This window comes from Zavarzinia sp. (assembly GCF_049306435.1).
Taxonomy (GTDB): Bacteria; Pseudomonadota; Alphaproteobacteria; order Zavarziniales; family Zavarziniaceae; genus Zavarzinia.
The window spans coordinates 1-24,860 of sequence record NZ_JBAQRT010000100.1 but is presented as its reverse complement, the minus strand read 5'-3'; the positions used below and the strand labels follow the sequence as shown (position 1 = coordinate 24,860).

Annotated in this window: 28 protein-coding genes; 13 read left to right on the top strand and 15 right to left on the bottom strand. The window is 65.5% G+C overall.

The features are described from left to right. Window positions 1-1,005: D-alanyl-D-alanine carboxypeptidase family protein (locus tag WAZ62_RS05330; protein WP_422642485.1), on the bottom strand; the 1,005-nt coding region annotated here is incomplete at its 3' end. Window positions 1,006-1,219: 214 nt separating this feature from the next. Between WAZ62_RS05330 and WAZ62_RS05325 the strand changes: the two genes are divergently transcribed. From WAZ62_RS05325 to WAZ62_RS05305, 5 genes are all read left to right on the top strand, one after another. After that, the gene (locus WAZ62_RS05325) at window positions 1,220-1,912 is read left to right on the top strand and encodes a hypothetical protein (protein ID WP_422642484.1); all 693 of its coding nucleotides are present in this window, start codon (window positions 1,220-1,222) and stop codon (window positions 1,910-1,912) included. A 290-nt stretch (window positions 1,913-2,202) separates the two neighbouring features. Further along, on the top strand, window positions 2,203-2,622 hold the full coding sequence (locus tag WAZ62_RS05320) for a phasin family protein (RefSeq protein WP_422642483.1): 420 nt from the start codon (window positions 2,203-2,205) through the stop codon (window positions 2,620-2,622). Between the two features lie 315 nt (window positions 2,623-2,937). Then, window positions 2,938-3,267, top strand: a complete 330-nt coding sequence (gene clpS, locus WAZ62_RS05315) for an ATP-dependent Clp protease adapter ClpS (protein WP_422642482.1) — start codon at window positions 2,938-2,940, stop codon at window positions 3,265-3,267. A 107-nt stretch (window positions 3,268-3,374) separates the two neighbouring features. Then, window positions 3,375-5,729 carry an ATP-dependent Clp protease ATP-binding subunit ClpA gene (gene clpA / locus WAZ62_RS05310; RefSeq protein WP_422642481.1) on the top strand — a complete coding sequence of 785 codons (2,355 nt, stop codon included), beginning with the start codon at window positions 3,375-3,377 and terminating at the stop codon, window positions 5,727-5,729. Window positions 5,730-5,852: 123 nt separating this feature from the next. Beyond that, complete coding sequence (locus WAZ62_RS05305; RefSeq protein WP_422642480.1) at window positions 5,853-6,314, top strand: host attachment protein; 462 nt, start codon at window positions 5,853-5,855, stop codon at window positions 6,312-6,314. A gap of 7 nt (window positions 6,315-6,321) precedes the next feature. On the opposite strand, the gene WAZ62_RS05300 is transcribed toward WAZ62_RS05305, so the two are convergent. The 5 genes from WAZ62_RS05300 to WAZ62_RS05280 are packed head-to-tail and all read right to left on the bottom strand — an operon-like array spanning window position 6,322 to window position 11,183. Then, window positions 6,322-7,389: an AAA family ATPase gene (locus WAZ62_RS05300; protein ID WP_422642479.1), complete on the bottom strand. Its 1,068-nt coding sequence runs from the start codon at window positions 7,387-7,389 to the stop codon at window positions 6,322-6,324. A 7-nt stretch (window positions 7,390-7,396) separates the two neighbouring features. Continuing rightward, entirely contained in the window at window positions 7,397-7,846 is a 450-nt protein-coding gene (locus tag WAZ62_RS05295) for an HIT family protein (protein ID WP_422642478.1), read from the bottom strand. A 60-nt stretch (window positions 7,847-7,906) separates the two neighbouring features. Then, the gene (locus WAZ62_RS05290; RefSeq protein ID WP_422642477.1) at window positions 7,907-9,073 is read right to left on the bottom strand and encodes a GNAT family N-acetyltransferase; all 1,167 of its coding nucleotides are present in this window, start codon (window positions 9,071-9,073) and stop codon (window positions 7,907-7,909) included. Between the two features lie 44 nt (window positions 9,074-9,117). Further along, window positions 9,118-10,584, bottom strand: a complete 1,467-nt coding sequence (locus WAZ62_RS05285) for an MFS transporter (protein ID WP_422642476.1) — start codon at window positions 10,582-10,584, stop codon at window positions 9,118-9,120. 2 nt (window positions 10,585-10,586) lie between these two features. Beyond that, window positions 10,587-11,183, bottom strand: coding sequence for a TetR/AcrR family transcriptional regulator (locus tag WAZ62_RS05280; protein ID WP_422642475.1), 597 nt, complete (start codon window positions 11,181-11,183; stop codon window positions 10,587-10,589). Window positions 11,184-11,748: 565 nt separating this feature from the next. On the opposite strand from WAZ62_RS05280, the gene WAZ62_RS05275 reads away from it, so the two are divergent. Next, window positions 11,749-12,432 carry a hypothetical protein gene (locus WAZ62_RS05275; protein WP_422642474.1) on the top strand — a complete coding sequence of 228 codons (684 nt, stop codon included), beginning with the start codon at window positions 11,749-11,751 and terminating at the stop codon, window positions 12,430-12,432. A 183-nt stretch (window positions 12,433-12,615) separates the two neighbouring features. Here the strand turns inward: WAZ62_RS05275 and WAZ62_RS05270 are convergent, their stop codons facing one another. From WAZ62_RS05270 to WAZ62_RS05250, 5 genes are all read right to left on the bottom strand, one after another. After that, window positions 12,616-13,116, bottom strand: a complete 501-nt coding sequence (locus tag WAZ62_RS05270) for a cupin domain-containing protein (protein ID WP_422642473.1) — start codon at window positions 13,114-13,116, stop codon at window positions 12,616-12,618. A 98-nt stretch (window positions 13,117-13,214) separates the two neighbouring features. Further along, a complete protein-coding gene (locus WAZ62_RS05265; protein ID WP_422642472.1) occupies window positions 13,215-13,424 on the bottom strand; it encodes a formate dehydrogenase subunit delta in 210 nt (69 codons plus the stop codon). A gap of 132 nt (window positions 13,425-13,556) precedes the next feature. Continuing rightward, window positions 13,557-16,391: a formate dehydrogenase subunit alpha gene (gene fdhF, locus WAZ62_RS05260; RefSeq protein ID WP_422642471.1), complete on the bottom strand. Its 2,835-nt coding sequence runs from the start codon at window positions 16,389-16,391 to the stop codon at window positions 13,557-13,559. A gap of 10 nt (window positions 16,392-16,401) precedes the next feature. Next, window positions 16,402-17,949, bottom strand: coding sequence for a formate dehydrogenase beta subunit (locus WAZ62_RS05255; protein WP_422642470.1), 1,548 nt, complete (start codon window positions 17,947-17,949; stop codon window positions 16,402-16,404). Next, window positions 17,946-18,404 (bottom strand): formate dehydrogenase subunit gamma, encoded by a 459-nt coding sequence (locus WAZ62_RS05250; RefSeq protein WP_422642469.1) that lies wholly within the window; start codon window positions 18,402-18,404, stop codon window positions 17,946-17,948. The genes WAZ62_RS05255 and WAZ62_RS05250 overlap by 4 nt, the downstream gene beginning before the upstream one ends. Window positions 18,405-18,613: 209 nt before the next feature. Here WAZ62_RS05250 and WAZ62_RS05245 point away from each other — a divergent pair, with 209 nt between their 5' ends. Both WAZ62_RS05245 and mscL read left to right on the top strand, forming a co-directional pair. Continuing rightward, the gene (locus tag WAZ62_RS05245; RefSeq protein ID WP_422642468.1) at window positions 18,614-18,964 is read left to right on the top strand and encodes an ArsC family reductase; all 351 of its coding nucleotides are present in this window, start codon (window positions 18,614-18,616) and stop codon (window positions 18,962-18,964) included. A gap of 99 nt (window positions 18,965-19,063) precedes the next feature. Beyond that, entirely contained in the window at window positions 19,064-19,468 is a 405-nt protein-coding gene (gene mscL, locus WAZ62_RS05240; protein ID WP_422642467.1) for a large conductance mechanosensitive channel protein MscL, read from the top strand. Here mscL and WAZ62_RS05235 read toward each other — a convergent pair whose 3' ends face one another. The 4 genes from WAZ62_RS05235 to WAZ62_RS05220 form a co-directional block, all read right to left on the bottom strand. Then, window positions 19,469-20,101, bottom strand: coding sequence for a glutathione S-transferase family protein (locus tag WAZ62_RS05235; RefSeq protein WP_422642466.1), 633 nt, complete (start codon window positions 20,099-20,101; stop codon window positions 19,469-19,471). A gap of 57 nt (window positions 20,102-20,158) precedes the next feature. Further along, entirely contained in the window at window positions 20,159-20,683 is a 525-nt protein-coding gene (locus tag WAZ62_RS05230; RefSeq protein WP_422642465.1) for a gamma carbonic anhydrase family protein, read from the bottom strand. Between the two features lie 96 nt (window positions 20,684-20,779). After that, window positions 20,780-21,433: an NrsF family protein gene (locus WAZ62_RS05225; protein WP_422642464.1), complete on the bottom strand. Its 654-nt coding sequence runs from the start codon at window positions 21,431-21,433 to the stop codon at window positions 20,780-20,782. 10 nt (window positions 21,434-21,443) lie between these two features. After that, window positions 21,444-22,025 (bottom strand): sigma-70 family RNA polymerase sigma factor, encoded by a 582-nt coding sequence (locus tag WAZ62_RS05220; protein ID WP_422642463.1) that lies wholly within the window; start codon window positions 22,023-22,025, stop codon window positions 21,444-21,446. Window positions 22,026-22,191: 166 nt separating this feature from the next. Between WAZ62_RS05220 and WAZ62_RS05215 the strand changes: the two genes are divergently transcribed. From WAZ62_RS05215 to WAZ62_RS05195, 5 genes are all read left to right on the top strand, one after another. Continuing rightward, entirely contained in the window at window positions 22,192-22,458 is a 267-nt protein-coding gene (locus WAZ62_RS05215) for a DUF2282 domain-containing protein (protein ID WP_422642462.1), read from the top strand. Window positions 22,459-22,462: 4 nt separating this feature from the next. Then, complete coding sequence (locus WAZ62_RS05210) at window positions 22,463-23,317, top strand: DUF692 domain-containing protein (protein ID WP_422642461.1); 855 nt, start codon at window positions 22,463-22,465, stop codon at window positions 23,315-23,317. Continuing rightward, on the top strand, window positions 23,304-24,056 hold the full coding sequence (locus tag WAZ62_RS05205) for a putative DNA-binding domain-containing protein (protein WP_422642460.1): 753 nt from the start codon (window positions 23,304-23,306) through the stop codon (window positions 24,054-24,056). The genes WAZ62_RS05210 and WAZ62_RS05205 overlap by 14 nt, the downstream gene beginning before the upstream one ends. After that, window positions 24,053-24,541, top strand: a complete 489-nt coding sequence (locus WAZ62_RS05200; protein WP_422642459.1) for a DoxX family protein — start codon at window positions 24,053-24,055, stop codon at window positions 24,539-24,541. The genes WAZ62_RS05205 and WAZ62_RS05200 overlap by 4 nt, the downstream gene beginning before the upstream one ends. Before the next feature lie 46 nt (window positions 24,542-24,587). After that, on the top strand, window positions 24,588-24,860 hold a 273-nt coding region (locus WAZ62_RS05195; protein WP_422642458.1), incomplete at its 3' end, for a hypothetical protein.

Here is a 24,860-nt window from a genome sequence, read left to right as displayed (position 1 = left end):
GTCGACAGGCGCGGGGGCGGCGGCGGCGACCAGGGTGCGCGCCGGGGCCGAGACGGCATTGGGGCGGACGACATCGGCGGCGGCGACCAGTTCGGGCTTGGTCTGCAGGCGGACGAAGGCGGCGTCGAGCAATTCGATCATGTGATCGTCCCGGGCCTTGGCCGAGGAGCCGCCGAAGATCGCGCCGACGAGGTGAACGCCGCCCCGCTTCACCGAGACGACGAGATTGAAGCCGGAAGCGCGGATATAGCCGGTCTTGATGCCGTTGGTGCCTTCATAGCGGCCGAGCATGCGGTTGTGATTGGTGATCACCTTGCCGCCGTAACGCCACTTCTGGGTCGAGAACATCGGGTAATAGGTCGGGTGATCGCGCATCAGCGCCAGGCCGAGCCTGGCCATGTCGTTAGCGGAGGTCACCTGTTCGTCGTTGGGCAGGCCGTTGGCGTTGCGGAACAGGGTGCCACTCATGCCGAGTTCGCGGGCGCGCGCCGTCATGCGGGCGGCGAAGGCGTCTTCCGTGCCGGCGATGGCTTCGGCCAGCACGACCGACATGTCGTTGGCGGAAAGCGTGATCAGCGCCATGATCGCGTCCTTGACCGCGATCGTCTGGCCCGGGCGCAGGCCGAGCTTGGTCGCCGGGCGCGAGGCGGCATTGGCCGAGACGGTCAGGCGCTGGTCCAGGGTGAGGCTACCGGCCTTCAGGGCGTCGAAGGTCATGTACAGCGTCATCATCTTGGTCAGCGAGGCGGGATGGCGCTGCGCCGTCGGGCTGTCGGACAGGATGACCCGTCCGGTGTCCGCGTCGAGAATGACGACCGAATAGGCGGGTCCGGCTTCGGCAAGGCGCGGCGCGGCAAGGATCAGGAACACCGCCGCCAGCACGAAGGCCATCGCCGCGACCAGGCGGGTCGCCGGATGTCGGCGCGTTTCCCCGGCCGAAAGAGGCGTTCCAATCGAGAAACCGGCGACGCCCGTCGTCCGGCCCATCCAAAGCGCACCCTGCATTTGGTTCGCCCCTGCCCTGTAAGAACTTAGCCCAAGACGCAACGATAGGGGCGGCGGCCGAGTTTGTCCATGGAATCCGATGCTTGCGAGCGGCCTTTGAGTCCTGAAATCAGCTATCGCCGTCAAAATGCCGCGATTGCGGTATCGGCTGGGCACTTGGCGTTGCGGCGGCCGTCCGGCATTCTCGCCGCCTGTCGTCTGGAGGTCTGGTCCCATGGGCATGTTCGTTCGGCGCCTGCGCGTTATGGCGGCATTTTTCGGCACCGCCGTCGCGGTGGCGGGCTGCATGCCCTATGGCACTGCCGACTTCAACCTCGAGCGCCTGCCGGGCTGGTATCGCTACCTTTCGGGCGATGACATCAAGGCGGCGTGCGATGCCGGTGGGCCAGATGTCGCGCGCTTCGTCTACAACGCGCGCTGGACCGAACAGGTCCGGGCCTATGAACTGCGGGCGACGGATTACGGCGCGAAGATCGATCAATGGGTCTGGGGGCCGGGTGGCTTGCTCGCGGCGACGCCGGCCGGGCCCGAGATCCGGGCCAAGACGGCGCAGGTGGGCATCGATCAGGCGCGGCTCGCCCGGCTGAGGGCGGCGATGACGGCCTCGGACGTCGGTGGCAAGCCGCCCAAGGGCCAGTTCCTGCGCTCGGATAATTTCTATTGGGTGGTGGCCGCCTGCAGTCAGGGCCGTTTCCACTTCAACGCCTTCCAGGCCGGCGATCCCCGCTTCGACGCCCTGACTTTTCCCAGGGAATTGTTCGACGCCGATCGCACGGAGGTCACGGTGAACATGCCCCGGTCGCTGGATTTGCCGCCGCTGGCCGCCGGCCGGGGCGACGATGACGGGCCGAAGCCCTTCACCGTGCAGGTCGGCGAGAACGGTCTCGACGTCGCGCGCTGGGATTGAACTTCGCCTTTGGTCGAGGGTTTTGCTGCATTGCAACAAAACTCTTGACTCCGGGGGGCCGCGGGGTGACCCTTCACTCACCGCGTTGCAGCAAGGACCGGCCCTGACGATCACGATCCGATCGCGCTTCGGTCATTCAACTCCTGCACCGCCGATTGAAGATGCGCGGCGCATGACCATGCCGCGACGGCGGGCCGGCGAGCGAAGCCGACCTGACCCACGAAGCTATTTGCGAACGAGGGATCAACATGGCCGCGAAACCGAAGACCGCCAAAACGGAGACTACCGAAGTGACCGATACCGCAACCGAAACCATCAAGGCCACCACCGAACAGGTGAAGGGCAAGATCGACCAGGCCCTGAAGGCGTTCGAAGACGCCGGCTCGTCCTCCAAGGAAACCTACGAGGCTTTCGTCTCGTCCTTCAACATCACCGTGAAGGGCTTCGAGGGCGTTTCCGCCGAAACCGCCGCCTACACCAAGAAGGCGGTCGAGGACCTGGTGGCCGTGTCGAAGACCGTCGTCGGCGCCAAGAGCCTGCGTGAAGTCGTCGATATCCAGAACGACTACACCAAGGCCGCCTTCGACAACTTCCTCGCCTTCACCAACAAGATCGGCGAGATGACCGTCCAGTTCACGCAGGAAGCGGTCGAGCCCGTGTCGCGTCAGCTCGGCACCGTCTTCAAGAAGTTTGCCCAGCCGGTCGCCTGACCTGAGCCTGGCAAGGCGCCGGCCTGCGTATCATGGCCGGCGCTACAGCTCCATGTGCCGAAAGGCATGCGCGCAAGCCGGCGGGGGAAACTCCGCCGGCTTTCTCGTGTGTCCGCGTTCATGTGTTTCGCGGAAGGCTGCCCCGGCGCCAATGACGGTCGCTGCCGTCTTGTTTTCGTTCCCGATCCGGGCAGAATCAATAGCGGTCGCGCAGGTATCGCTTCCGTTTCGCGGGGACTGGACAATTGCGGGCCGGCCTCCCATGTCCTTATCATATTCCAGTTTGCAAGCAGCATGGCCGATCCGAAGACACCGATGACAACGACCGCAGGCCCCGTCGGCGACGACGAGAACCAGAATGGTCTCCTGACCGCGACGCGGCCGAAAACGGCGCGGCCTTCGATGTATCGCGTGCTGCTGCTCAACGACGACTACACCCCGATGGAATTCGTCGTCCTCATCCTCGAGCGGTTCTTCCACAAGAATCTCGAGGAGGCGACGCAGATCATGCTCCATGTGCACCAGAAGGGTATCGGCGTGTGCGGAGTCTTCACCTATGAGGTCGCCGAGACAAAAGTGACCCAGGTGGTTGATTTCGCCCGTCGACACCAGCATCCCCTTCAATGCACGATGGAGAAGGAATAGGCGCGTTCGGCCTTATCGCCAGCCTTTCGCGTCTGCCGCGGCTTCCGTCGAAGCCAAGGCGAGTGTGACCGCCCGTCCGGCGGTTGGCGCAAAGTCGGAGGTGTGCCTTGCCGTCCTTTTCGCGCAGCCTCGAGAAGTCCCTTCATCGGGCATTGGCGCTCGCCAACGAGCGAAGCCATGAATTCGCAACCCTCGAACATCTCCTGCTTGCACTCCTCGACGACGGTGAAGCCGCCGCGGTCATGCGGGCCTGCAACGTCGATCTCGACGTACTGCGCCGGCAGCTCGTAACCTATATCGATACTGAACTCGAAGGCCTCGTCGTCGAGCATGACGAGGATGCGAAGCCGACCACCGGCTTCCAGCGCGTCATCCAGCGCGCGGTGATCCATGTCCAGTCCTCGGGCCGGGACCAGGTGACCGGGGCCAATGTCCTCGTCGCCATCTTCGGCGAGCGCGAGTCCCATGCCGCCTATTTCCTGCAGGAACAGGACATGACCCGGCTGGATGCGGTCAGTTACATCAGCCACGGCGTCGCCAAGCGCCCCGGCGCCTCCGAGCCGCGCGCGGTGCGCGGCGCCGACGAGGAAGGCCCGGGCGGGGAGCCCGGCGCCAAGCGGCCGGGCGAGGCCGGCGCCCCGCGCAAGGGCGAGGCCCTGGCCGCCTATGCCGTCAACCTGAACCGCAAGGCGACGGACGGCAAGATCGACCCCGTGATCGGCCGCGAGGCCGAGATCGAGCGCACGATCCAGATCCTGTGCCGTCGGCAGAAGAACAACCCGCTGCTGGTCGGCGACCCCGGCGTCGGCAAGACCGCGATCGCGGAGGGGCTTGCCCTCAAGATCGTGCTGGGCGAAGTGCCGGAGGTTCTGCTGAACGCCGTCATCTATTCGCTCGACATGGGGACGCTGCTGGCCGGCACCCGCTATCGCGGCGATTTCGAGGAGCGGCTGAAGGCCGTCATCGCCGAGATCGAACAGTCGCCGGGGGCGATTCTGTTCATCGACGAGATCCATACGGTGATCGGCGCCGGAGCCACCTCCGGCGGCTCGATGGATGCCTCCAACCTGCTGAAACCGGCGCTGGCGCAGGGCTCGCTGCGCTGCATCGGCTCGACCACCTACAAGGAATTCCGCTCCTATTTCGAGAAGGACCGGGCATTGCTTCGCCGCTTCCAGAAGATCGACGTGAACGAGCCCTCGGTGCCCGACACGATCAAGATCCTGAAGGGGCTGAAGCCTTATTTCGAGGAACATCACCAGATCCGCTATACCAACGACGCGATCAAGGCGGCGGTGGAACTGGCGGCGAAATATATCAACGATCGCAAGCTGCCGGACAAGGCGATCGATGTGATCGACGAATCGGGCGCGGCCCAGATGCTGCTGCCGCCGGGCAAGCGCCGCAAGACCATCGGCGTGAAGGAGATCGAGGCGGTCGTCGCCAAGATCGCCCGCATCCCGCCCAAGTCGGTGTCCAAGGACGACAAGGCCCTGCTCGCCAATCTCGAGACGGAACTGCGCCGAGTCGTCTATGGCCAGGATCCGGCGATCAACGCGCTCGCCTCGGCGATCAAGCTCTCGCGCGCCGGCCTTCGCGAGGGGGAGAAGCCGATCGGCTCCTATCTCTTCTCGGGCCCGACCGGCGTCGGCAAGACCGAGGTGGCGCGCCAGCTCGCCAAGATCCTGGGGGTCGAGATCATCCGCTTCGACATGTCGGAATACATGGAGCGGCACACGGTTTCGCGCCTGATCGGCGCCCCGCCGGGCTATGTCGGCTTCGATCAGGGCGGCTTGCTGACCGATGCGATCGACCAGCATCCGCATAGCGTGCTGCTGCTCGATGAAATCGAGAAGGCCCATCCCGACCTGTTCAACATTCTTCTGCAGGTGATGGACCACGGCAAGCTGACCGATCACAACGGCAAGAAGATCGACTTCCGCAATGTCGTTCTCATCATGACGACCAATGCCGGCGCCGCCGAAGCGGCGCGGCCGGCCATCGGTTTCGGCCGCGCCACCAACGAGGGCGCGGACGAGGATGCGATCAAGCGCCTGTTCACGCCGGAATTCCGCAACCGGCTGGACGCGGTGGTGCCCTTCACCGGCCTGACGCCGGACATCATCGCCAAGGTGGTCGACAAGTTCATCGCCGAGCTGGAATTCCAGCTGGCCGATCGCGGTGTCGAGATCACGGTCTCGCAGGCGGCGCGCAGCCATGTGGCCGAAACCGGCTTCGATCCGGCCTTCGGCGCGCGGCCGCTGGCCCGGGTCATCGCCGAGAAGATCAAGAAGCCGCTGGCGGACGATCTCCTGTTCGGCAAGCTCGCCCGCGGCGGCACGGTCCATGTCGACTTCAAGGCCGGCGCGCTGACCTTCGAGATCGAGGCTTCCAAACGGCCACCCGCCGCGGACGACGAAGAGAGCGAAGGCGGCGAGCGCACGCCCGAGCTGGTGCACTGACGGCCCGATCAACGGCCCCGGGGGCGTATTTGGAGTGTCCCCGGGTGCCTTGATTTGCATCAAATGCAGCCGGCTCCGGCTGGTGGATACTGCACTTCACGGAATTTCATGGAGTGTCAGCGAATGCCGCATTTACCGTCCTACTGGGTTCTGTTGGCCGACGGACACCGGGCGCGGCTCTTGCAGGGCACGCGCCCGTTCGAAGACCTTCATGGCGTCGACGGTGGGGTGATCGAGCCGGCGGTTACTCATGATTTCGCCCGTGATGTCGATACCGACAATCCGGGCCGCAGCTTCAGTTCGTCCGGTGGCGGCCGCCGTTCGGCGATCGAGCCGGGCGAGGATCCGATCCGCGCCGAACAGCGTGCCTTCGCCCTTGATCTGGCGGAAAAGCTGGATGCCGCCGCGCGCGACAGCAAGTATGACCGGCTGATCATCGCCGCGCCGCCCCATTTCCTCGGCGATATCCGCACCGTGCTGGGCGCCAGCGCCCGGGCCAAGCTGCAGGCCGCGATCGACAAGGATCTCGTGAAGCTGCCGGCCGCGGATCTGCCCAAGGCCCTGATGGCGGCCATCGGCTTCTGATCTCCCCTTACCCCGTCCCCTCGGCCACCGTCGCGCCCGCTTCCAGCCGCAGGTCATAGGACATGGCGCCCGCCGCGCTCAGCAGGCGGGCGAGCAGGGGGCTGTGGGTGATCACGATCACCTGGCTGCGCTCCGCCGCGTTCAGGATCAGTTCGGACAGGGGATAGGACAGGTCGGGGTGCAGGCTCTGGTCCGGCTCGTTCAGGATGAGGAGCGGGCTCGGCCGGGGTGAGAGCAGGGCGGCGACGAGGCAGAGATAGCGCAGCGTGCCGTCCGACAGCTCCCGCGCCGCGAAGGCTCGCTTGAAGCCGCGCTGGTGCAGGAAGGTGGCGAACTGGCCATGGCCCAGCTCGATGCGCAACTCGGCCCCCGGAAAGGCGCGATCGATCGCGTCGGCAAGCCCGCGCCGGTCGCCGATTTCGATGATGGTCTGGAAGGCGGCGGCCAGGTCCCGGCCATCGGCCGCCAGCACCGGCGTTCGAGTGCCGACCTGTGGGCTGCGGATGGACGAGGCGGCGTCGGTGCTGAAGTGATGATAGAAGCGCCAGCGCATCAACTGCGCGTGAGCCAGGGCGATGTCGGGATAGAGATGCGGCTCCCGCAATTGCGACAGCGCCGCTTCCTGCGGCTCGAGCGCGGCCGGATAGCTGGTGCGGCCGCGCGCGCCCCTTGCCTGCATCCAGGCGCTCGGGCCTTTCCGCTCCAATAGTCTGGTGCCATCCGGGGCGGTCAGCCGCTCCTCCTTCACGTAAGGATCGAGCGCGAAGGCGCCTTCGGGCGGGGGCGGCAGGCCGCAGACGAGGCTGAAGCTCCAGTCGAGAGACTCGACCTCGACCTCGATCCTTCGGCGTTCGTCCTTCCCCCAGTCCCCGGCCCAGAGCGCGGACGGCATCCCGCCATCCTCGACGATCGTCGAGGCAAGGCGCCCGCGCGCGGCGGCGAGAACAAGGCCGAGGGCGCGGTACAGGTTGGACTTGCCCGCGCCATTCGCCCCGGTGATCACGGTCAGGTCACCAGGCTCGAGGCTCACCGATCGCAGCGAACGGTAGTTGCGGATCGAGAAGCGGCGCAGCACCGCGTGCTCACATCTCGGAAAGGACGCCGCGAATCTTCTCGGCCTGGCCGGCGATGATGGTGTGATCGCCCGGGCGCTGGCCGTGCTCGGTCGAAATCACGCCATCGCCAAGGCGCCGGGGCAGGATATGCATGTGAAAATGGAACACGGTCTGGCCGGCCGCCGGGCCATTGGCCTGGAACAGGTTCATGCCATCCGGGCCGATCGCCTGCGCCATGGCGAGGGCGACTCGCCGCGCCGTCCGCATCACCGCCGCCGTCAGATGGTCGGGCATGGCGTAGAGATCCGGGTGGTGTTCCTTGGGGACCACCAGCGTATGGCCGGGGCTCAGGGGGAAAATGTCCATGAAGGCCAGGGTTTCGTCGTCCTCATAGACCTTGTGGCAGGGCAGGACGCCGTCGATGATCTTGCAGAAGATACAATCCGGGTTGCGGACAGGCAGGCGGTCGCTGGCCATGCTCGGCTTCTCCTTGATGTCGGGGCGCCAGCCTATCGGGGCGCGTGCCGGTGATCAATCTCAGCGACCTTCCTCGTGGCGATAGGGCGCATGGTCGGCGAGATAATCCGCCTCGGCCGCGACCGATTCGCGTTCGCGCCGCAGGTAATCGTCGACGGCGCGGCGAAAGCCGGGATCGCGGATCCAGTGCAGCGAATAGGTCTCGCGCGGGACATAGCCGCGGGCCAGCTTGTGCTCGCCCTGCGCCCCGGCCTCGACGCGGGCCAGGCCGCGATTGATGGCGAATTCGATGGCCTGATAATAGCAGACCTCGAAATGCAGGCAGGGATGATCCTCGATACAGCCCCAGTTCCGGCCATAGAGCGTATCGGTGCCGATCAGGTTCAGCGCCCCGGCGATCCAGCGCCCCTCGCGCCTTGCCATGACCAGCAGAACGCGGTCGCGCATGGTCTCGTGCAGGCGGCGAAAGAACTCGGTGTTCAGATAGGGCGTGCCCCATTTCAGCGCTCCGCTCGCGAGGTAGCAGCGCTCGAAGGCGGCCCAATGTTCCGGTCGCAGGGCATCGCCGGTCAGGGCGTGGATCTCGATGCCATTGCCTTCCGTCGCCTCGCGCCGTTCCTTCCTGATCTGCTTGCGCTTCCGCGAGGCCAGCGCCGCCAGGAAAGCCTCGAAATCGGCATAACCCTGATTGTCCCAATGGAACTGGCGGTCTGTCCGTTGCAGGAAACCTTCGGCGCCCAGCCGCCGCCACTCGCCCTCGGTCGGAAAGGTGATGTGCAGGGTGGCGATGCCATTGCCTTCGGCGATATCGATCGCGGCGCGGGCCAGCAGGCGTTCCACCACCGCCCGGTCGAAACCGGGGGCGACGAGGAAGCGGGGGCCGGTCACCGGCGTGAAGGGCACGGCGGACTGGAGCTTGGGGTAATAGCGCCCGCCCGCCCGCTCGAAAGCCTGGGCCCAGCCCTGATCGAAGACATATTCGCCGCGCGAATGGCTCTTGAGATAGAGCGGCAGAATGCCCGCCACCCGTTCGCCGTCGCGCAGCACCAGGTGATGGGGCGACCAGCCGGTCTCGGGCGCGGCGCAGCCAGGGCTTTCGGCGCAGGTGAAGAAGGCATGGGAGACGAAGGGATTGTCCGGCCCGGCGCAGGAATCCCAATCGGCCGCCGCGACTTCGGCGACGCCGCGGGCAAGCTCGATCCGCAACTTCTGTTCGGGCGACTCCATCACCCCCAGAGGGTGGCCCCGGTGCGGCGCCGTGCCAAGGGGCATCACGCCGGGGCCGAGGCCTTTTTCTCACGCCCCAAGCGATGGACGGCGATGCCGAGCAGCAGCGCCATCCCCGCCAGCACGCCGAGCACCAGCCGGAACGCGGCAGCGAAAGCCTCCCGCCCGGCGGCGCGCAGGGTCTCGCCCGCCACCCCGCCCAGTTCGGCGGCCTCGGCGAAGGTGGCGCCGATCGATCCCGCCCCCGGCCCGACATGGTCGAGCCCGAGGCCATAGACAAGCCCGAGCAGCGAGCCGAAGAGCGCGATGCCCAGCCCGGTGCCGAGTTCGTAGGACACGGATTCGATGGCGGCGGCGGCCCCGGCCTTGTCGGCGGGGGCGGCGCCCATGATGGTCGTCGTCGCCAGGGACATCAGGAAACCGTGGCCGGCGCCGATCAGGATCATGGCCCCGATCAGGACCCCGAGACCCGCCGGCATGAGGAGGAGATAGCCGCCAGCCGCCAGCGCCATGCCGACGAGGGCCAGCACCCGCATCCCGCTCCGGTGCAGGATCGAGCCGGTGGCGGCCCCGGCCAGGGCCGCCGCGATCGCCAGCGGCGTCAGGGCGAGGCCGGTGTCCCAGGGCGACAGATCGTCGACGAATTGCAGTTGCTGCACGATCGCCAGCTCGAAGCCGGTCAGCAGCATGATCGGCCCCAGGGCGGCCAGCACGCCGACGGCGAAGCCCCGCCGCTTGAACAGCCGCAGATCCAGCATGGGATGCTCCGAGGCGAGCTGGCCCCGGGCGAAGCCGGCCAGCAGGGCGATGCCGGAAGCGAGGAACAGCGCGTTTTCCCAGCCGGCGCCGCCATCCCGCGCCAGGTCCTTGATGCCATGAACCAGCAGCAGCACCCCGGCGATCCCGATGACGGCGGCCAGCGGATGCAGCGGCGCGGCGGATGGATTGACGCTGTTGCGCAGGCGGCCGGCGATCACCAGGGCGGCCAGGGCGAGGATCGGCAGGTTGAACAGGAACACCGCGCCCCACCAGAACTGGCTGAGGATGGCGCCGCCCGCGACCGGGCCGATGGCCGCCCCGGCCGAGGCGCAGGCGCCCCAGATGCCGATGGCGATGCCGCGCTCCCTTGTGTCGGTGAAGGTCCGGCGCACGATGGCGAGGGTGGAGGGGATGATCATCGAGCCGCCGAAGGCGAGCAGCACGCGCGCCCCGATCAGCGTCGCGGGGCTCGGCGAATAGGCGGCGGCGAGCGAAGCGAGGCCGAATACCCCAAGCCCCGCCAGCAGCAGGTTGCGCTGGCCCAGGCGGTCGCCCAGCGGCCCGGTGATCAGCACGAGGCCGGCCATCATCAAGGGATAGATATCCATGATCCACAGTACCTGCGTGCCGCTGGCGCCGAGGTCGCGGGTCAGGCTGGGCAGGGCGAGATAGAGCACGGTGGTATCGATCGACACCGGCATGAAGGCGGCGCACACCGATGCCAGGATCAGCCAGCGATTGCGGTCGGCCATGATCATCCCCTCGGCCCCAGGGCCCGGCCGATCAGGTCGAGGAAGGTCTCCGTCGCTCGCTCGATGTTGAAATCGGGCTCGATCACCATGCGCCCGACGGCGCCGTCGACGAGGGCGATCAACCAGATGGCGGTGGCCGACGGGTCGAGGTCGCGGGCCATGCAGCCTTCCGCCTTGCCTCGCTGGATGAGGGCTTCGATGCCCTGTTTCACCAGGCCGTCGTCCTGATCGAAGGCGGCTTTCACCCGCGGATTGCGCGCGACCTCGGCCAGGACTTCCAGCCACAGGCGGCTGGCGGTGATATCCCGCGCCTCGGCCAGGAAATGGCGGAACAGGCTGCGCAGGGCCTGCATCGCATCGCCCTCCGCTTCGGCGCGGATGATGGCGGCGGCGACATCTTCCCGCTGCTCGTCGACGATGGCGCAGACGATCTCGGCCTTGGCGGCGAAATAGCGATAGAGATTGGCCGGCGTGACACCGGAGGCGAGGGCGATTTCCGCCATGCCCGTGCCCTGGAAGCCATGGGCGGCGAAACACGCCTTGGCCGCCGCCAGAATGGCGCGGCGCCTGTTTTCCCGGTTTTCTTCGCGTCTGGTCATTATATGAAACGAAAGTGAACGATCACCTTCATTTTATCCGATGCCCGGCCGGCGGGCAAGATTCGAAGATCGGTCTGCGCTGAGAGGGGCGTGCGCTGACGGATAGCGCCTCACTGCATCTGGGCGGGTTCGACGGTGTGGCAAGCGCCATCGATCCCCGACCCGAGACGAACACGACCAAGGAGAAGAAAGTGGCGCGACCTCAGGATATCACCAGGCAACCCCGGCAAGTCCAGGGCGTGCATGACAGAACCCCCGTCAAGGCCTTCATCGACGGTCTGCCGAAGGAGACAAGTGCGCCAACCTCAAAGCCCCGGAAAGCGGCCTGAAAACCCCACCCATAATGGCGGAACTGGCCGCGATTTCACCCATATTGGCAGGAAACGGTCGGCCCCACTCGGCGCCGCACCCCTTATGATTGTTTGAATGCGCGAGAAAACAATTAGAGGGGTGCCTTCATCCCCATCCAGCAATTCGATAGCCACGGCCGGCATGAATTACAAATTATCGTCTTCGTTAATTGAAGAACTCTTTCGCGTGAGACAGCCAAATTGGAAGACCAGAGATGACGATGATTAAAATATACATCTACATCTCTTCAACAATATTCTTTTTTTTGAACATTTATACGCAATCATTTGCGGATAAAGTTATAAATAAATTGGACGAATACATTATTGTTAACATGAGAAGCGTAAATTTAACGATTATGAGAGGGTATTTACCGCACATATATAGAAAAGAATCGGAATTTTATTTCTCAGATATCAAATCAATTGCGTTCGATTTTTGGATGCCTAGCCGAAATTATGTCAATTCCGACGAAGCAATAAGAGGGTTTACCATAGATAACAACAATGAACCCGATAATATTTATATAGTGAAGGTAATGCAATTCACTCCTACTGAATATGACGATATCATGTACTATGACGCGGCCAGAAGGTTAAATAATCTTTTGACAAATTTGCATTCAAAATTTAATGACTATGGATTTGGATTACTTCAGATACAAAATGGGCTTGGTATCAAAGTAAATGATCTTAATTTTACCTTCAAAAATTCCAAAAAATATGAGGTATTAATCACATGCACTCCGGATTCAATAAAAGTTCCATCCCCGGCATGTCAAATGATGGGGCAGTCCAGGGAGCATGATATTAGTTTTATGATTCTTTTCCCTAAAGATAGGCTAATAGAATCAGAAGAAATTGTTGAATCTATATTCAATATTGTAACTATAAATTAAAATTCCGGATCAAAACCTTAAGAGATCGTTTGGAAATCCGGCGGTTGAGAGCCGGCGAGAGATTTTCGTGTCCCGCAAGGAAGTGATCGCCGCCGATATCCTGGGATATCGGCAAGATCGCTGACGTAGCGGGGCGCGGAAAGATCCGCTGGATCGACCCGTCCGGGGTTTCCAAACGGTCTCTCACGCCTCGCCGTCCCAATAGCCGGGCTGATCCTCCAGCCGTCCGATAAAGGACAGGCTGCGCTTCGCCTTGTCGCCGCCGGGGGCGGAACCGGCGAGGACCATGATCTTCCCCGAGTCCGGATATTCCATCACGTCGGGTGCGTTCATCGTGCTGATGGCGAGATAGCGCAAGGGCTCCTCACCATCATTCACCAGTTGATGCGCCGTCTCCGCCCCGCCGGCGGGGCAGACCGCGATATCCCCGGCCGCGACGCGCCAGCTGGCATCGCCCAGCCGCAACTGGCCGCGACCGGACAGGATCACGAAGATCTCGTCGTTCGCATGGTGGCAATGGCGCGGCCAGCCTTTCCGGCCCGGCGGAATCTCGACCAGCCGGCCCCCCAGCCGGGTCGCGCCCAGGGGGGCGGCGAAGGGGGCCGCGCGCGCGGAAAACACGGGGCCGTCGTGCAGCGTGTCGAGCGGCAGGTCGGCGAGGGAAAGGACGGGGGAAGGGGGCATGACGGCCTCGGTGAAAAATGTCCCCTATCGAAATACGCGCCGCGGCCTCGGGCAATTGAGATTTGCTCACGCGCGGGCGCGGCGCTGCTCAATCGCCCCTATGGTCGCGGCAGCAACGCCACTGCCTGACGGGCGACCGGGTCGAGCCCGGCGCCGCCCTGATCGACATGGGCGAGGATCGCCTTCCGCATCCTCGGGTCCCAGAATTTCACCAGATGATCGGCGACCTCGGCCGGGGCATTGCTGCCCTGCGCCTTGAAGAAGCTCGCGATCTGGTTGGCCATGCGCACGAGTTTCTCAGCCTGCATGGCGCGGCCTCCCCTTCTCGCCCTCGTCATTCCGGCGCAGGCCGGAATCTCGCGGGGGTTGGCCACGGCGTGTCCGCGTCGCGAGGTCCCGGCCTGCGCCGGGACGACGAATGAGGGGAAGGAACGCCATGGTCATTCCGCCGCCTTGATGCGCCGGCTCCGCGCGGCGTGCTCGCGGTAATGTTCCTGCCATTCGCTCGGCCCGTTGGAGGGGGCGACCTGCACCGCCGTCACCTTGTATTCCGGGCAATTGGTCGCCCAGTCGGAATAATCGGTGGTGATGACATTGGCCTGGGTTTCCGGGTGGTGGAAGGTCGTGTAGACGACGCCCGGCGCCACCCGGTCGGTCACATGCGCGCGCAGGGTGGTCTCGCCCGCGCGGCTTTGCAGGCGCACAAAGTCGCCATCCTTCAGGCCCCGGTTCTCGGCATCATGGGGATGGATCTCGAGGAGATCTTCCGGGTGCCAGGCGGTATTGGCGGTGCGCCGCGTCTGCGCCCCGACGTTGTACTGGCTCAGGATCCGGCCGGTGGTCAGCAGCAAGGGGAAGCGCGGCCCGGTCTTCTCGTCGGTCGGGACATATTCGGTGATGACGAATTTGCCCTTGCCCCGGGCGAAGCCGCCGATGTGCATGATCGGCGTGCCGGTGGGCGCCTTCTCGTTGCAGGGCCACTGCACCGAGCCGAGTTCCTCCAGCCGCGCGTAGGAAACGCCCGCGAAGCTCGGCGTCGTCGCCGCGATCTCGGCCATGATTTCGCTCGGATGCGTGTAGTTCATGGCCATGCCGAGACTCTGGGCCATTTTCTGCGTCACTTCCCAGTCGGCGAGGCCGTTCTTCGGCGCCATGACCTTGCGCACCCGGTTGATGCGGCGCTCGGCGTTGGTGAAGGTGCCGTCCTTCTCGAGGAAGGTCGAGCCCGGCAGGAAGACATGGGCGTAATTCGCCGTCTCGTTCAGGAAAAGGTCGTGCACCACGACGCATTCCATGGCCGACAGGCCGGAGGTGACGTGATGGGTATCGGGATCGGACTGGACGATATCCTCGCCCTGGACATAGAGGCCCTTGAACGAGCCATCGAGGGCAGCATCGAACATGTTGGGAATGCGCAGGCCCGGCTCGTTGCTTAAAGGAACGCCCCACAGCTTTTCGAAAATCTCCCGCGTCGCATCGTCCGAGACATGGCGATAGCCGGGGAATTCATGGGGGAAGGAGCCCATGTCGCAGGAGCCCTGGACATTGTTCTGCCCGCGCAATGGGTTCACGCCGACGCCGGCACGGCCGAGGTTGCCGGTCGCGAGCGCGAGATTGGCGATCGCCATCACCGTCGTCGTGCCCTGGCTGTGTTCGGTGACGCCAAGGCCGTAATAGATCGCGCCATTGCCGCCGGTGGCGAACAGGCGGGCGGCACCGCGCATCGCGGCGGCGGGAACGCCGGTCAGTGTCTCGACCGCTTCCGGGGCATGGCGGGGATCGGCGACAAAGGCGGCCCAATCCTCGAATTCCGACCAGTCGCAGAAATCGCGGACGAATTTCTCGTTCACCAGACCTTCGGTCACGATGACATGGGCAAGGGCGGTGACGACGGCGACATTGGTGCCCGGGCGCAGCGGCAGGTGATAGTCCGCCTTGATGTGCGGGCTTTTGACGAGGTCGGTACGGCGCGGATCGATCACGATCAGCCGCGCGCCCTGACGCAGGCGCTTCTTCAGGCGCGAGGCGAAGACCGGATGGCCGTCGGTCGGATTGGCGCCGATGACGATGACGACATCGGTCTCCTCGACGGAATCGAAATCCTGCGTGCCGGCCGAGGTGCCGAAGGCGGTCTTCAGGCCATAGCCGGTGGGGGAATGGCAGACCCTCGCGCAGGTATCGACATTATTGTTGCCGAAGCCCGCCCGGATCATCTTCTGGACGAGATAGGTTTCCTCGTTGGTGCAGCGCGACGAGGTGATGCCGCCGATCGCATCCTTGCCATATTGGCCCTGGATGCGGCCGAATTCGGCGGCGACATGGGCGAAGGCCTCGTCCCAGGTCACTTCCTGCCAGGGGGCCGAGATATGGGCCCGGATCATCGGCTTCAGGATGCGGTCCTTGTGGGTGGCGTAACCCCAGGCGAAACGTCCCTTCACGCAGGAATGGCCCCGGTTCGCCTTGCCGTCCTTCCAGGGCACCATGCGCACCAGTTCGTCGCCGCGCATCTCGGCCTTGAAGGAGCAGCCGACACCGCAATAGGCGCAGGTCGTCACCACCGAATGTTCCGGCTGGCCGATCTCGACGACCGATTTCTCGATCAGGGTCGCGGTCGGGCAGGCCTGCACGCAGGCGCCGCAGGAGACGCATTCGGAGGAGAGGAAGTCTTCATGGGCGCCGGGGGAGACGCGGCTGTCGAAGCCCCGTCCCTCGATGGTCAGGGCGAAGGTGCCTTGCGTTTCCTCGCAGGCGCGGACACAGCGCGAGCAGACGATGCATTTCGACGGATCATAGTCGAAATAGGGGTTCGACTGGTCCTTCTCGAGTTTGGTGTGGCTCTCGCCCTCGTAACCGTAACGGACCTCGCGGAGGCCAACGGCACCGGCCATGTCCTGCAATTCGCAATCGCCATTGGCGCCGCAGGTCAGGCAGTCCAGCGGATGGTCGGAGATGTAAAGCTCCATCACGCCCTTGCGCAGGCGTTTCAGCCGCTCGGTCTGGGTGCGGACCACCATGCCCTCGGCGACCGGCGTCGTGCAGGAGGCGGGCGTGCCGGCGCGGCCCTCGACCTCGACGAGGCACAGACGGCACGAGCCGAAAGCCTTCACGCTGTCGGTGGCGCAGAGCTTGGGCACGCTGGTGCCCATCTCGGCCGCCGCCCGCATGATCGAGGTGCCGGCGGGCACCGAAACCGTGTTGCCGTCGATGGTCAGGCTGACCGTCACGGCGGATTTCACCGCCGGGGTGCCGAAATCATGGTCTTCGACGAGGGACATGGGCCGTCTCCTATTCCGCCGCCTGCGCGCGGGGCGCCTTGGCGAAATCGTCAGGAAAATGGTGAAGCGCGCTCAGGACCGGATAGGGCGTGAAGCCGCCGAGGGCGCAGAGCGAGCCGAATTTCATCGTCTCGCACAGATCCTCGACCAGGGTGATATTGGCGGCGACATCGCGCCCGGCGATGATCTTGTCGATGGTTTCGACCCCCCTTGTGGAGCCGATGCGGCAGGGGGTGCATTTGCCGCAGGATTCGATGGCGCAGAAGTCCATGGCGAAACGCGCCTGTTTCGCCATGTCGACGCTGTCGTCGAAGACGACGATGCCGCCGTGGCCGATGAGGCCGCCCGCATGTGCGAAGGCTTCGTAGTCGAAAGGCGTGTCGAACAGGGCGGGCGGGAAATAGGCGCCGAGCGGGCCGCCGACCTGCACCGCCTTCACCGGCTTGCCCGATGCCGTGCCGCCGCCGACCTCGTTCACCAATTCGCCAAGCGTAATGCCGAAGCCGATCTCGAACAGGCCGCCATGGGCGATATTCCCGGCGAGCTGAATGGGCATCGTGCCGCGCGAGCGGCCGAATCCGACATTGGCGTAAGTCTCCGCCCCCTTGTCGAGGATGAAGGGCACGGCGGTCAGCGACAGGATGTTGTTGATCACCGTCGGGTAGCCGAACAGGCCTTCATGGGCGGGCAGGGGCGGCTTGGCCCGGACCTGGCCGCGCTTGCCCTCGATGCTCTCGAGGAGTGCGGTTTCCTCGCCGCAGACATAGGCCCCGGCACCCGCCCTGATTTCCATGTCGAAGGCCCGGCCCGAGCCCATGACGGAGGCGCCGAGGTAGCCGGCATCGCGCGCGAGGCCGATCGCCGCCTGCATGATGGCGATGGCGTGCGGATATTCGGAGCGCGTATAGATGTAACCATGCTCGGCCCCGACCGCGAGGCCGGCGATGGCCATGCCCTCGATCAGGTGGAACGGGTCGCCTTCCATCAGCATCCGGTCGGCGAAAGTGCCGCTGTCGCCCTCGTCGGCATTGGCGACGATGTATTTCTTCGCGCCCGGCGCGTCGAGCACGGTCTTCCACTTGATGCCGGTCGGAAAGCCGGCGCCGCCCCGGCCGCGCAGGCCCGATTTCGTCACCTCGGCGACGATCGCGGCGGGTTCCATGGCGATAGCCCTGGCGAGGCCCTTCCAGCCGTCCATGGCGGCGTAATCCGCCAGCGACAGGGGCGCGATCACGCCGCAGCGCGCGAAGGTGAAACGGGTCTGCGCCTTCAGGAAGGGCAGATCCTCGGTCGGGCCGAGGCCGCCGCGCCCTTCCGCCATACCGGCATCGAACAGGGCGGGCACATCCTCGGGCGCGACCGGGCCATAGGCGATGCGGCCGGCGGGGGTCGCCACCTCGACCAGCGGCTCCAGCCAGAACAGCCCGCGCGAGCCGTTGCGGATGACGCGGGCGGCGATGCCGCGCCTGCCGGCCTCGAGGCGGATCGCCTCCACCACCTCGTCGGCGCCGACGGAAAGCGCGGCCGCATCCTGCGGGACGTAGAAGGTGACGGTCATCGCTCGATCCCCGCGAGGAGTTTTTCCACCCGCGCTTCGGTCAGGCGGCCGCACAGACGGTCGTCGATCAGGGCCGAAGGCGCGGTGGCGCACAGGCCGAGGCAATAGACATTCTCGAGGGTGACGCCGCCGTCCGCCGAGGTTGCCCCGAAATCGAGGCCAAGGCGCGCCGCGACCCGAGCGGCCACCGCCTCGCCGCCCATGGCCTGACAGGCCTCGGCCCGGCAGACCTTGACGACATGGCGCCCGGCCGGCGCTTCCCGGAAGTCGTGATAGAAGGTGACGACACCATGGATTTCGGCCCGCGAGCGGTTCTCGCTGTCGGCGATCATCTGGATCGCCTCCGCCGGGATATGGCCGAATTCCGCCTGGATCGCGTGCAGCGTCGGCAGGGTCGGCCCCGCCATATGGGCATGGGCGGCAATGATCTCCGCGAGGCGCGGGATATTGCTCATGTTCGCGTCCTTCCCGGACTGTTTCCCCGTCATGCCCAGATGTCCTGATGCTTATCGAAGCGATGAGCATCGAACGATCGGTGATCGTGATCAAGCGGTCAATCCGCGTGAATCGATAGAGAGCGTCTATTATTAAGCTCCCCGCTCTACCCACTTTCCCTTGCCGCCCCATCATGGCATCAAGCCCCGATGGGGACGAGGAGCCGGTCATGACCATCACCATCCATGGCATCAAGAACTGCGACACGATGAAGAAGGCCCGTGACTGGCTGGCGGCGGCCGGCATCGCGGTAGAATTCCACGATTACAAACTCGCGGGCATCGACCGGGCGCGGCTCGAGGCCTGGTGCGACGCGCTGGGCTGGGAAGTGCTGCTGAACCGGGCCGGGACCACTTTCCGCAAGCTGCCGGAGGCGGAGCGCGAGGGTCTGACGCGGGACAAGGCGATCGCCCTGATGCTGGCCCAGCCGTCCATGATCAAGCGCCCGGTGCTGGATCTAGGCGACCGGCTGATTGTCGGCTTCAAGCCGGCCCTCTACGCCGAGGCCTTCGGTCGCTAACGATCTTGACGATCGACAAGACATTGGCGATGCGGCCCGTTTGCATTCTAATGAGTCGGCATGGCATGAACATTCATGCGGATTGGAAGAGGGGGCACCATGCTCAATGAATTCAAAGCCTTCATCATGCGCGGCAATGTGCTCGACCTTGCCGTCGGCGTCATCATCGGCGCGTCCTTTGGCAAGATCGTCACCTCGCTGGTCGACGACATCATCATGCCGCCGATCGGCGTGATCGTCGGCGGCATAGATTTTTCCGGTCTCTACATCAATCTGTCGGGCGTGGAATATTCGTCGCTGGCGGCGGCGCGGGAGGCCAAGGCGGCGGTGATCGCCTATGGCTCCTTCATCAATGTGATGATCCAGTTCATGATCGTGTCCTTCGCCGTGTTCCTGCTGATCAAGGCGGTGAACCGGGTGGTGAAGCGGACGCCTGTGGCGACGGGCCCGACCCCGACCGAGAAACTGCTGACCGAGATCAGGGATACCCTGCAGTCCAAGTGATCAGATGTGCACGAGCGGGATCGTCGCCTTGAAGCTGTCCCGCTCGGCCATGCCGTGGAACCAGCGGCGCAGGGTGGGATAGAGGTCGAGCGCCTCGCTTCCCTCCGGCGTCTTGTCGGTCCAGTGGATGAGCGGGGCCAGGAACAGGTCAGCCAGGGTCAGCGTGTCGCCCGCGAGGTAGCGACTGCCGCACAGGATTTCGTCGATGACGCCCAGCTGCTCGCGCATCATCACCGCCTGTTCGGCGACCACGGCCTCATCGGCCTCGCGACCGTCAAGCGGGGCGACCAGCCGCTCGCCGACGACGCCGACGATCAGCGTGTCGTAGAGATAGTCCGAGGTCGCGCTGATCCACTGGTCCATGCGGGCGATCGCGAGACTGTCGGTCGGCTGCAGGGGCGTGCCCGCCAGTTCCCGGTCGAGATAGCGGGCGATCGCCAGCGATTCGTAAACCGTGACGCCGCGATAGCGCAGCACCGGCACCCGGGCGAAGGGATGGCGCACACCGTCGAGCACCCCGCCGGGGATCATCTCGAAGAAATCGTGCGGCTGGCCCTTCTCGGCGCAGACGAGGCGGGTGGCCCAGCAGAAGGTGCTGGTCGGAATGCCGAAGATCTGGGGCCGGTCGGACATGGGGGTCTCCGCTGCTGTCCCGGAGTATCTGGGGATCGATGGCAACCCTGAAAGGGATTACACCGAATCGGGAGCGAGATCGCGGGCATAGCGCTTCGCGTTCTCGACGTAATGCAGCGCCTGCATGGTCAGGATCTGCGCCTGGGTCTCGGTCAGCTGGCGCACCACCCGGCCCGGGCTGCCCATGACCAGGGAGCCGTCGGGAATTTCCTTGCCCTCGGGGATCAGGCTGTTGGCGCCGATGATGCAGTTGCGGCCGATCTTCGCCCGGTTGAGCACGACGGAATTGATGCCGATCAGCGTGTTGTCGCCGATGATGCAGCCGTGCAGCATGACCTTGTGGCCGACGGTGACATGCGAGCCGATGTCGAGCGGCACGCCGTCGTCCGTGTGCAGGACCGAGCCGTCCTGGATATTGGTGTTCTCGCCGATGACGATGGGATCGTTGTCGCCGCGGATGACGCAGTTGAACCAGATGCTGGCGTTCCGCTTCAGCACGACGGAGCCGATCACGGCCGCCCCCGGGGCGATCCACACGCCCTCTTCGCAAAAGACGCGCCGGTCGCCCAGACGATAGATCATGTGCAAAGCCCCCCAGTCACCAATGCCTGTCACCTTATGGGCGGGCAGCATGCCCCGGGAGCGGGGCCGGGCGCAATGGGACTTAAGGGGGCGGCCTCAGGCCCGGCGGCGGGCGCGCAGCCGGCTGATCGCGACGACGAGACTGGCCACCACGATGTGCCAGACGATGATCATCAGCGTGGCGTCGAGGTCGTGATAGAGGCTGAGGCCAGTCGCCGACAGGGCGGCGAGGCCGAGGGCGCCGATCACGATCGTGTCGACCGGACGGCTGGCCCCGGCGTGGCGCAGCATGTAGGCAAGGCCAAGACCGAGCGGCACGCTGGTGCCGATGATCGTGGCGAGACATTTCACGCTGTGACCGGCGACGAAGCCTTCCGGCCCATATTCGATCCAGTCGGTGAAGCAGCCATAGCCGACGGTCAGCAACCACAGCGCGGCGGCCGGCACGGGCAGCAGGCGCCAGGCGCGCGAGCGGTCGGGCAGGCTCAATTCGAAGGCGGCGATCACGGCGGTGATGCCGGTGGCGAGGCTGGCCAGCCATTGCAGGGTGAACTTGGTGTGGGCGAGTTCGCCGAAGAGGTACTTCAGCCCTTCGCCTTCCTCGCCGGCATGGACGACGGTGATCGCGGCGATCAAAGCCCCCGCGATCGCCAGCCAGAAGGCGGCGCGCAGCATGGGCGGGCGCAGCCGGCGCACCGGCTTCGCGCCCGAGACCAGGGCATCGATCAGTTGATCGGTCTGCGTCGTCACCTTTGTTCTCTCAACCTCTCGTCTCATCCTCGCCGGGCGAGCCGGTCAGGGCCACGCGCAGCGCCTTATAGGCCCGATGGGCCGCCACTTTCAGCGAGCCGACCGACATGCCGCTGAGGTCCGAAGCTTCCTTCAGCGACATATCCTTGAACTTCAGCAGCTCCACCGCCAGCCGCTGGCCCGGGGGCAGCGCGGCAACCGCGGCATGGAGCCGGCTGTGATCGGCCTCTTCCTCAGGGATATTCGCCGCGGCATTGGTAAAAGTTTCATCGTCCGGCGAGACGACGACTTCATGGCTGTCGCGGCGTCCCTTGCCGCGCAGGCGATCGACCACGCGGCGCCGCGCGATCGCCACCAGCCAGGGCAGGAAGGGCCGCGCCGGATCATAGGTGTGGCGCACCCGGTGGATGGTCAACAGGATTTCCTGCACCACGTCCTCGACATCATGCGACGAGCGCAGATAACGCCGGGCCTGCGCTCGCAAATAGGGAGTCACGGCCTGAAGCAGGGTCGCGTAGGCGCGCTTGTCGCCGTCCTGCGCCGCCGCCATCAGCCGGGCGAGTTCTTCGCCCTGATCACCGCCGTCCGCCATGCCCACCCTGTTCCGCGATATCGATGCCCGCGAGTCGAGACAGAACAATACAGCCAAACCATGGCATTTCGAGAACGGCGTAACTTTCTCGTCCCGCCGCCGAACCTCAAGTCGAGACGGCCGATCGACCGCCGCTCCCAGCTTTTGAGAACCACAGGAGAATTTCATGTCCATGATCGGGAAGACGGCTACCGCCTCTCTCTTCGCTGCCACCCTGATGGCCGCCAGCGGCCTCGTCTCGACCGGCGCCTTCGCCGCCGACAACGAGAAGTGCTTCGGCGTCGCCAGGGCGGGCCAGAACGACTGCCAGACCGCCTCTTCGTCCTGCGCCGGCACCTCCACGATCGACGGCCAGAAGGATGCCTGGCTCCTGGTTCCCGCCGGCACCTGCGCCAAGCTGAATGGCGGCTCTCTGACCTCGTCCAAGGGCTGATCCGATGATCGCGGGGCGCCATACCGGTATCGGGCTGCGCGCCCCGCATCTGGCCGATCTGGCGGCGCGGGCGGCTTCGCCTGCCTTCGTCGAGATCCACGCCGAGAATCACATGATCGAAGGGCCGGATTTCGCCCTTCTGCGCCAGCTGCGGCAAGACCTTCCGGTGTCGGTCCATGGCGTCGGCCTCTCCCTCGGTTCGGCCGGGGTGATCGACGAGCTTCACCTCGAGCGCTTCGCCCGGCTTGTCGCGCGGATCGAGCCGATGCTCGTCTCCGAACACCTCGCCTGGTCGGTCGCGGGCGGACATTATTGGAATGACCTGCTGCCGCTGCCGCGCAGCCACGAGGCGCTGGACATTGTCGCCGCCAATATCGGCCGGGTTCAGGACCGCCTGAAGCGCCCCCTCCTGATCGAGAATCCGTCGAGCTATGCCGCTTTCGCCACGTCCGAGATGGGGGAGGGCGATTTCCTCGCCGCCCTGGTCGCCCGGACCGGCTGCGGCCTGCTGCTCGATCTCAACAATGTCTTTGTCTCGGCCCGCAATCTCGGCTGCGATCCCGTCGCCGATCTCGCGAGGATGCCCCTGCATGCGGTCGGCGAAATCCATCTGGCCGGTCATTCCCGGGTCGAGCGCCCGGACGGCCCGGTGCTGATCGACGATCACGGCGGCCCGGTCTGCGACGAGGTGCTGGCGCTGCTCGCCCTGGTGCGGCCGCTGTGCCCCGCCACGCCGCTGCTGCTCGAATGGGACAGCCGCCTGCCGCCGCTGGCGGATCTGATGGCGGAAGCCGCGCGCATCGACGGCTTCGTCTCGTCCCTGCCGGTTGGGGAGGGGCTTCGCCATGCGGCTGGCTGAATTCCAGTCCCTTTTCGCCACGGGGCTGCGTCACGGCGCCATGCCGGATGAGCTGCGGGCCGAGGCCGGCCTCTTTGCCGAACGTCTTTCGATCCACGTCAATCATATGCGGATCAGCCTGCGCGAAGCCCTGGCCCTGCATTTTCCCGTGACCCTGCGCCTTGTCGGGGAAGCGGCCTTCGCCGGCCTCGCTGGCCGCTTCCTGGCGGCGGCACCGCCGGAAGATGCCCGTCTGGCCCTTTATGGCGCGCGCTTTCCCGGCTTTCTCGGCGCGGAGCCGGCGCTGGCGGAACATCCGGCGATCGCCGAGGTCGCGGGGTTCGAATGGGCGCGCCATCTCGCCTCGATCGCGCCCGCCTGTCCGCCCGTCGATCCGGCGACGCTGGACGGCGCGGCGCGGCTCCGATTGTCGCCCGGAGCCTCCGTCATCGTGGCCGCTCATGCCGTCGATCACATCTGGGAAATCAATCAGCCGGGCCGTGATGGCACGCCGGACCGGCCGGTCGCCATCCCCACGCGGCTGCTGCTGTGGCGCGACAAGGATGGATTTATCCGTGCCGCGTCACTTCCGCCCGCCGATGTCGCGTTTCTGTCGCGAATCCTTGCTGGCGCCGATCTCGACACCGCCCTGGCCGCCGCCCTCGAGGCCGGCGGGGATCTCGCCACTGTCCTGGCCCGGGCCCTGGGCCGGGGCGTGCTTTGCCTTACCGACACCGAATTCGAAGGGGAATTCCGATGACCAATTCCACCATGACCATGATCGCGGACCCGGCCGGCGGTATCGCCGGTCGCCTGTGCCGTCTCGCTGCCCTCGCCGAACCGGTCGGCCTCTTTGGGCTTCGCCTCGGCATCGGCCTCGTGTTCTGGAAAAGCGCCAGCACCCGTTTCGATGGCTTCGGCCTGTCCGATCAGGCGATCTTCCTGTTTCAGGAAGTCTACCGCGTGCCGCTGCTGCCGCCCGAGATCGCGGCCTATCTCGGGACCTTCGCCGAGGCGGGCGGGGCCTGGTTGCTGTTCCTCGGCCTGTTCACGCGGCTTGGCGCCCTCGCTCTTCTCGGCGTGACGGCGATGATCCAGTTCGTCGTGCCGCTGACCGGCGATGGCATCAATTTCAACCCGGGCGAGCTGTTTCTCTGGGGCGGCGCCCTGATTACCCTGCTGGCGCGGGGCGGCGGCGCGCTGTCCCTGGACGCGATCGTGGGAAAATTCCTGCATCGCGCTTGATCTGCTGCTATCGTGCCGGACATGAACTGGCGGGCGGACTAGAGGGATGGCACGGATCGGACGCGGTTTCGGGGCTTGCGGGGTGGTGCTGATTCTGGCGCTGTCCAACGTCGCCCATGCCGATGCGCCGGATGCCGCGACGGCAACCACGGCTGAATCCCCGCCGCCGCTCGAGACGCGAAGCATCGCGACTCGCCCGGCGCCGAAGTCGCCCAGGGATCTGTTGCTGCCCGGCGAGACGCTGCGAAGCCGCTGGGCCGATCCCGATCACCCGCAAGCGCCGGGCCGGGTCGTGGCGGCGCTGCCGTCAGCGCCGACC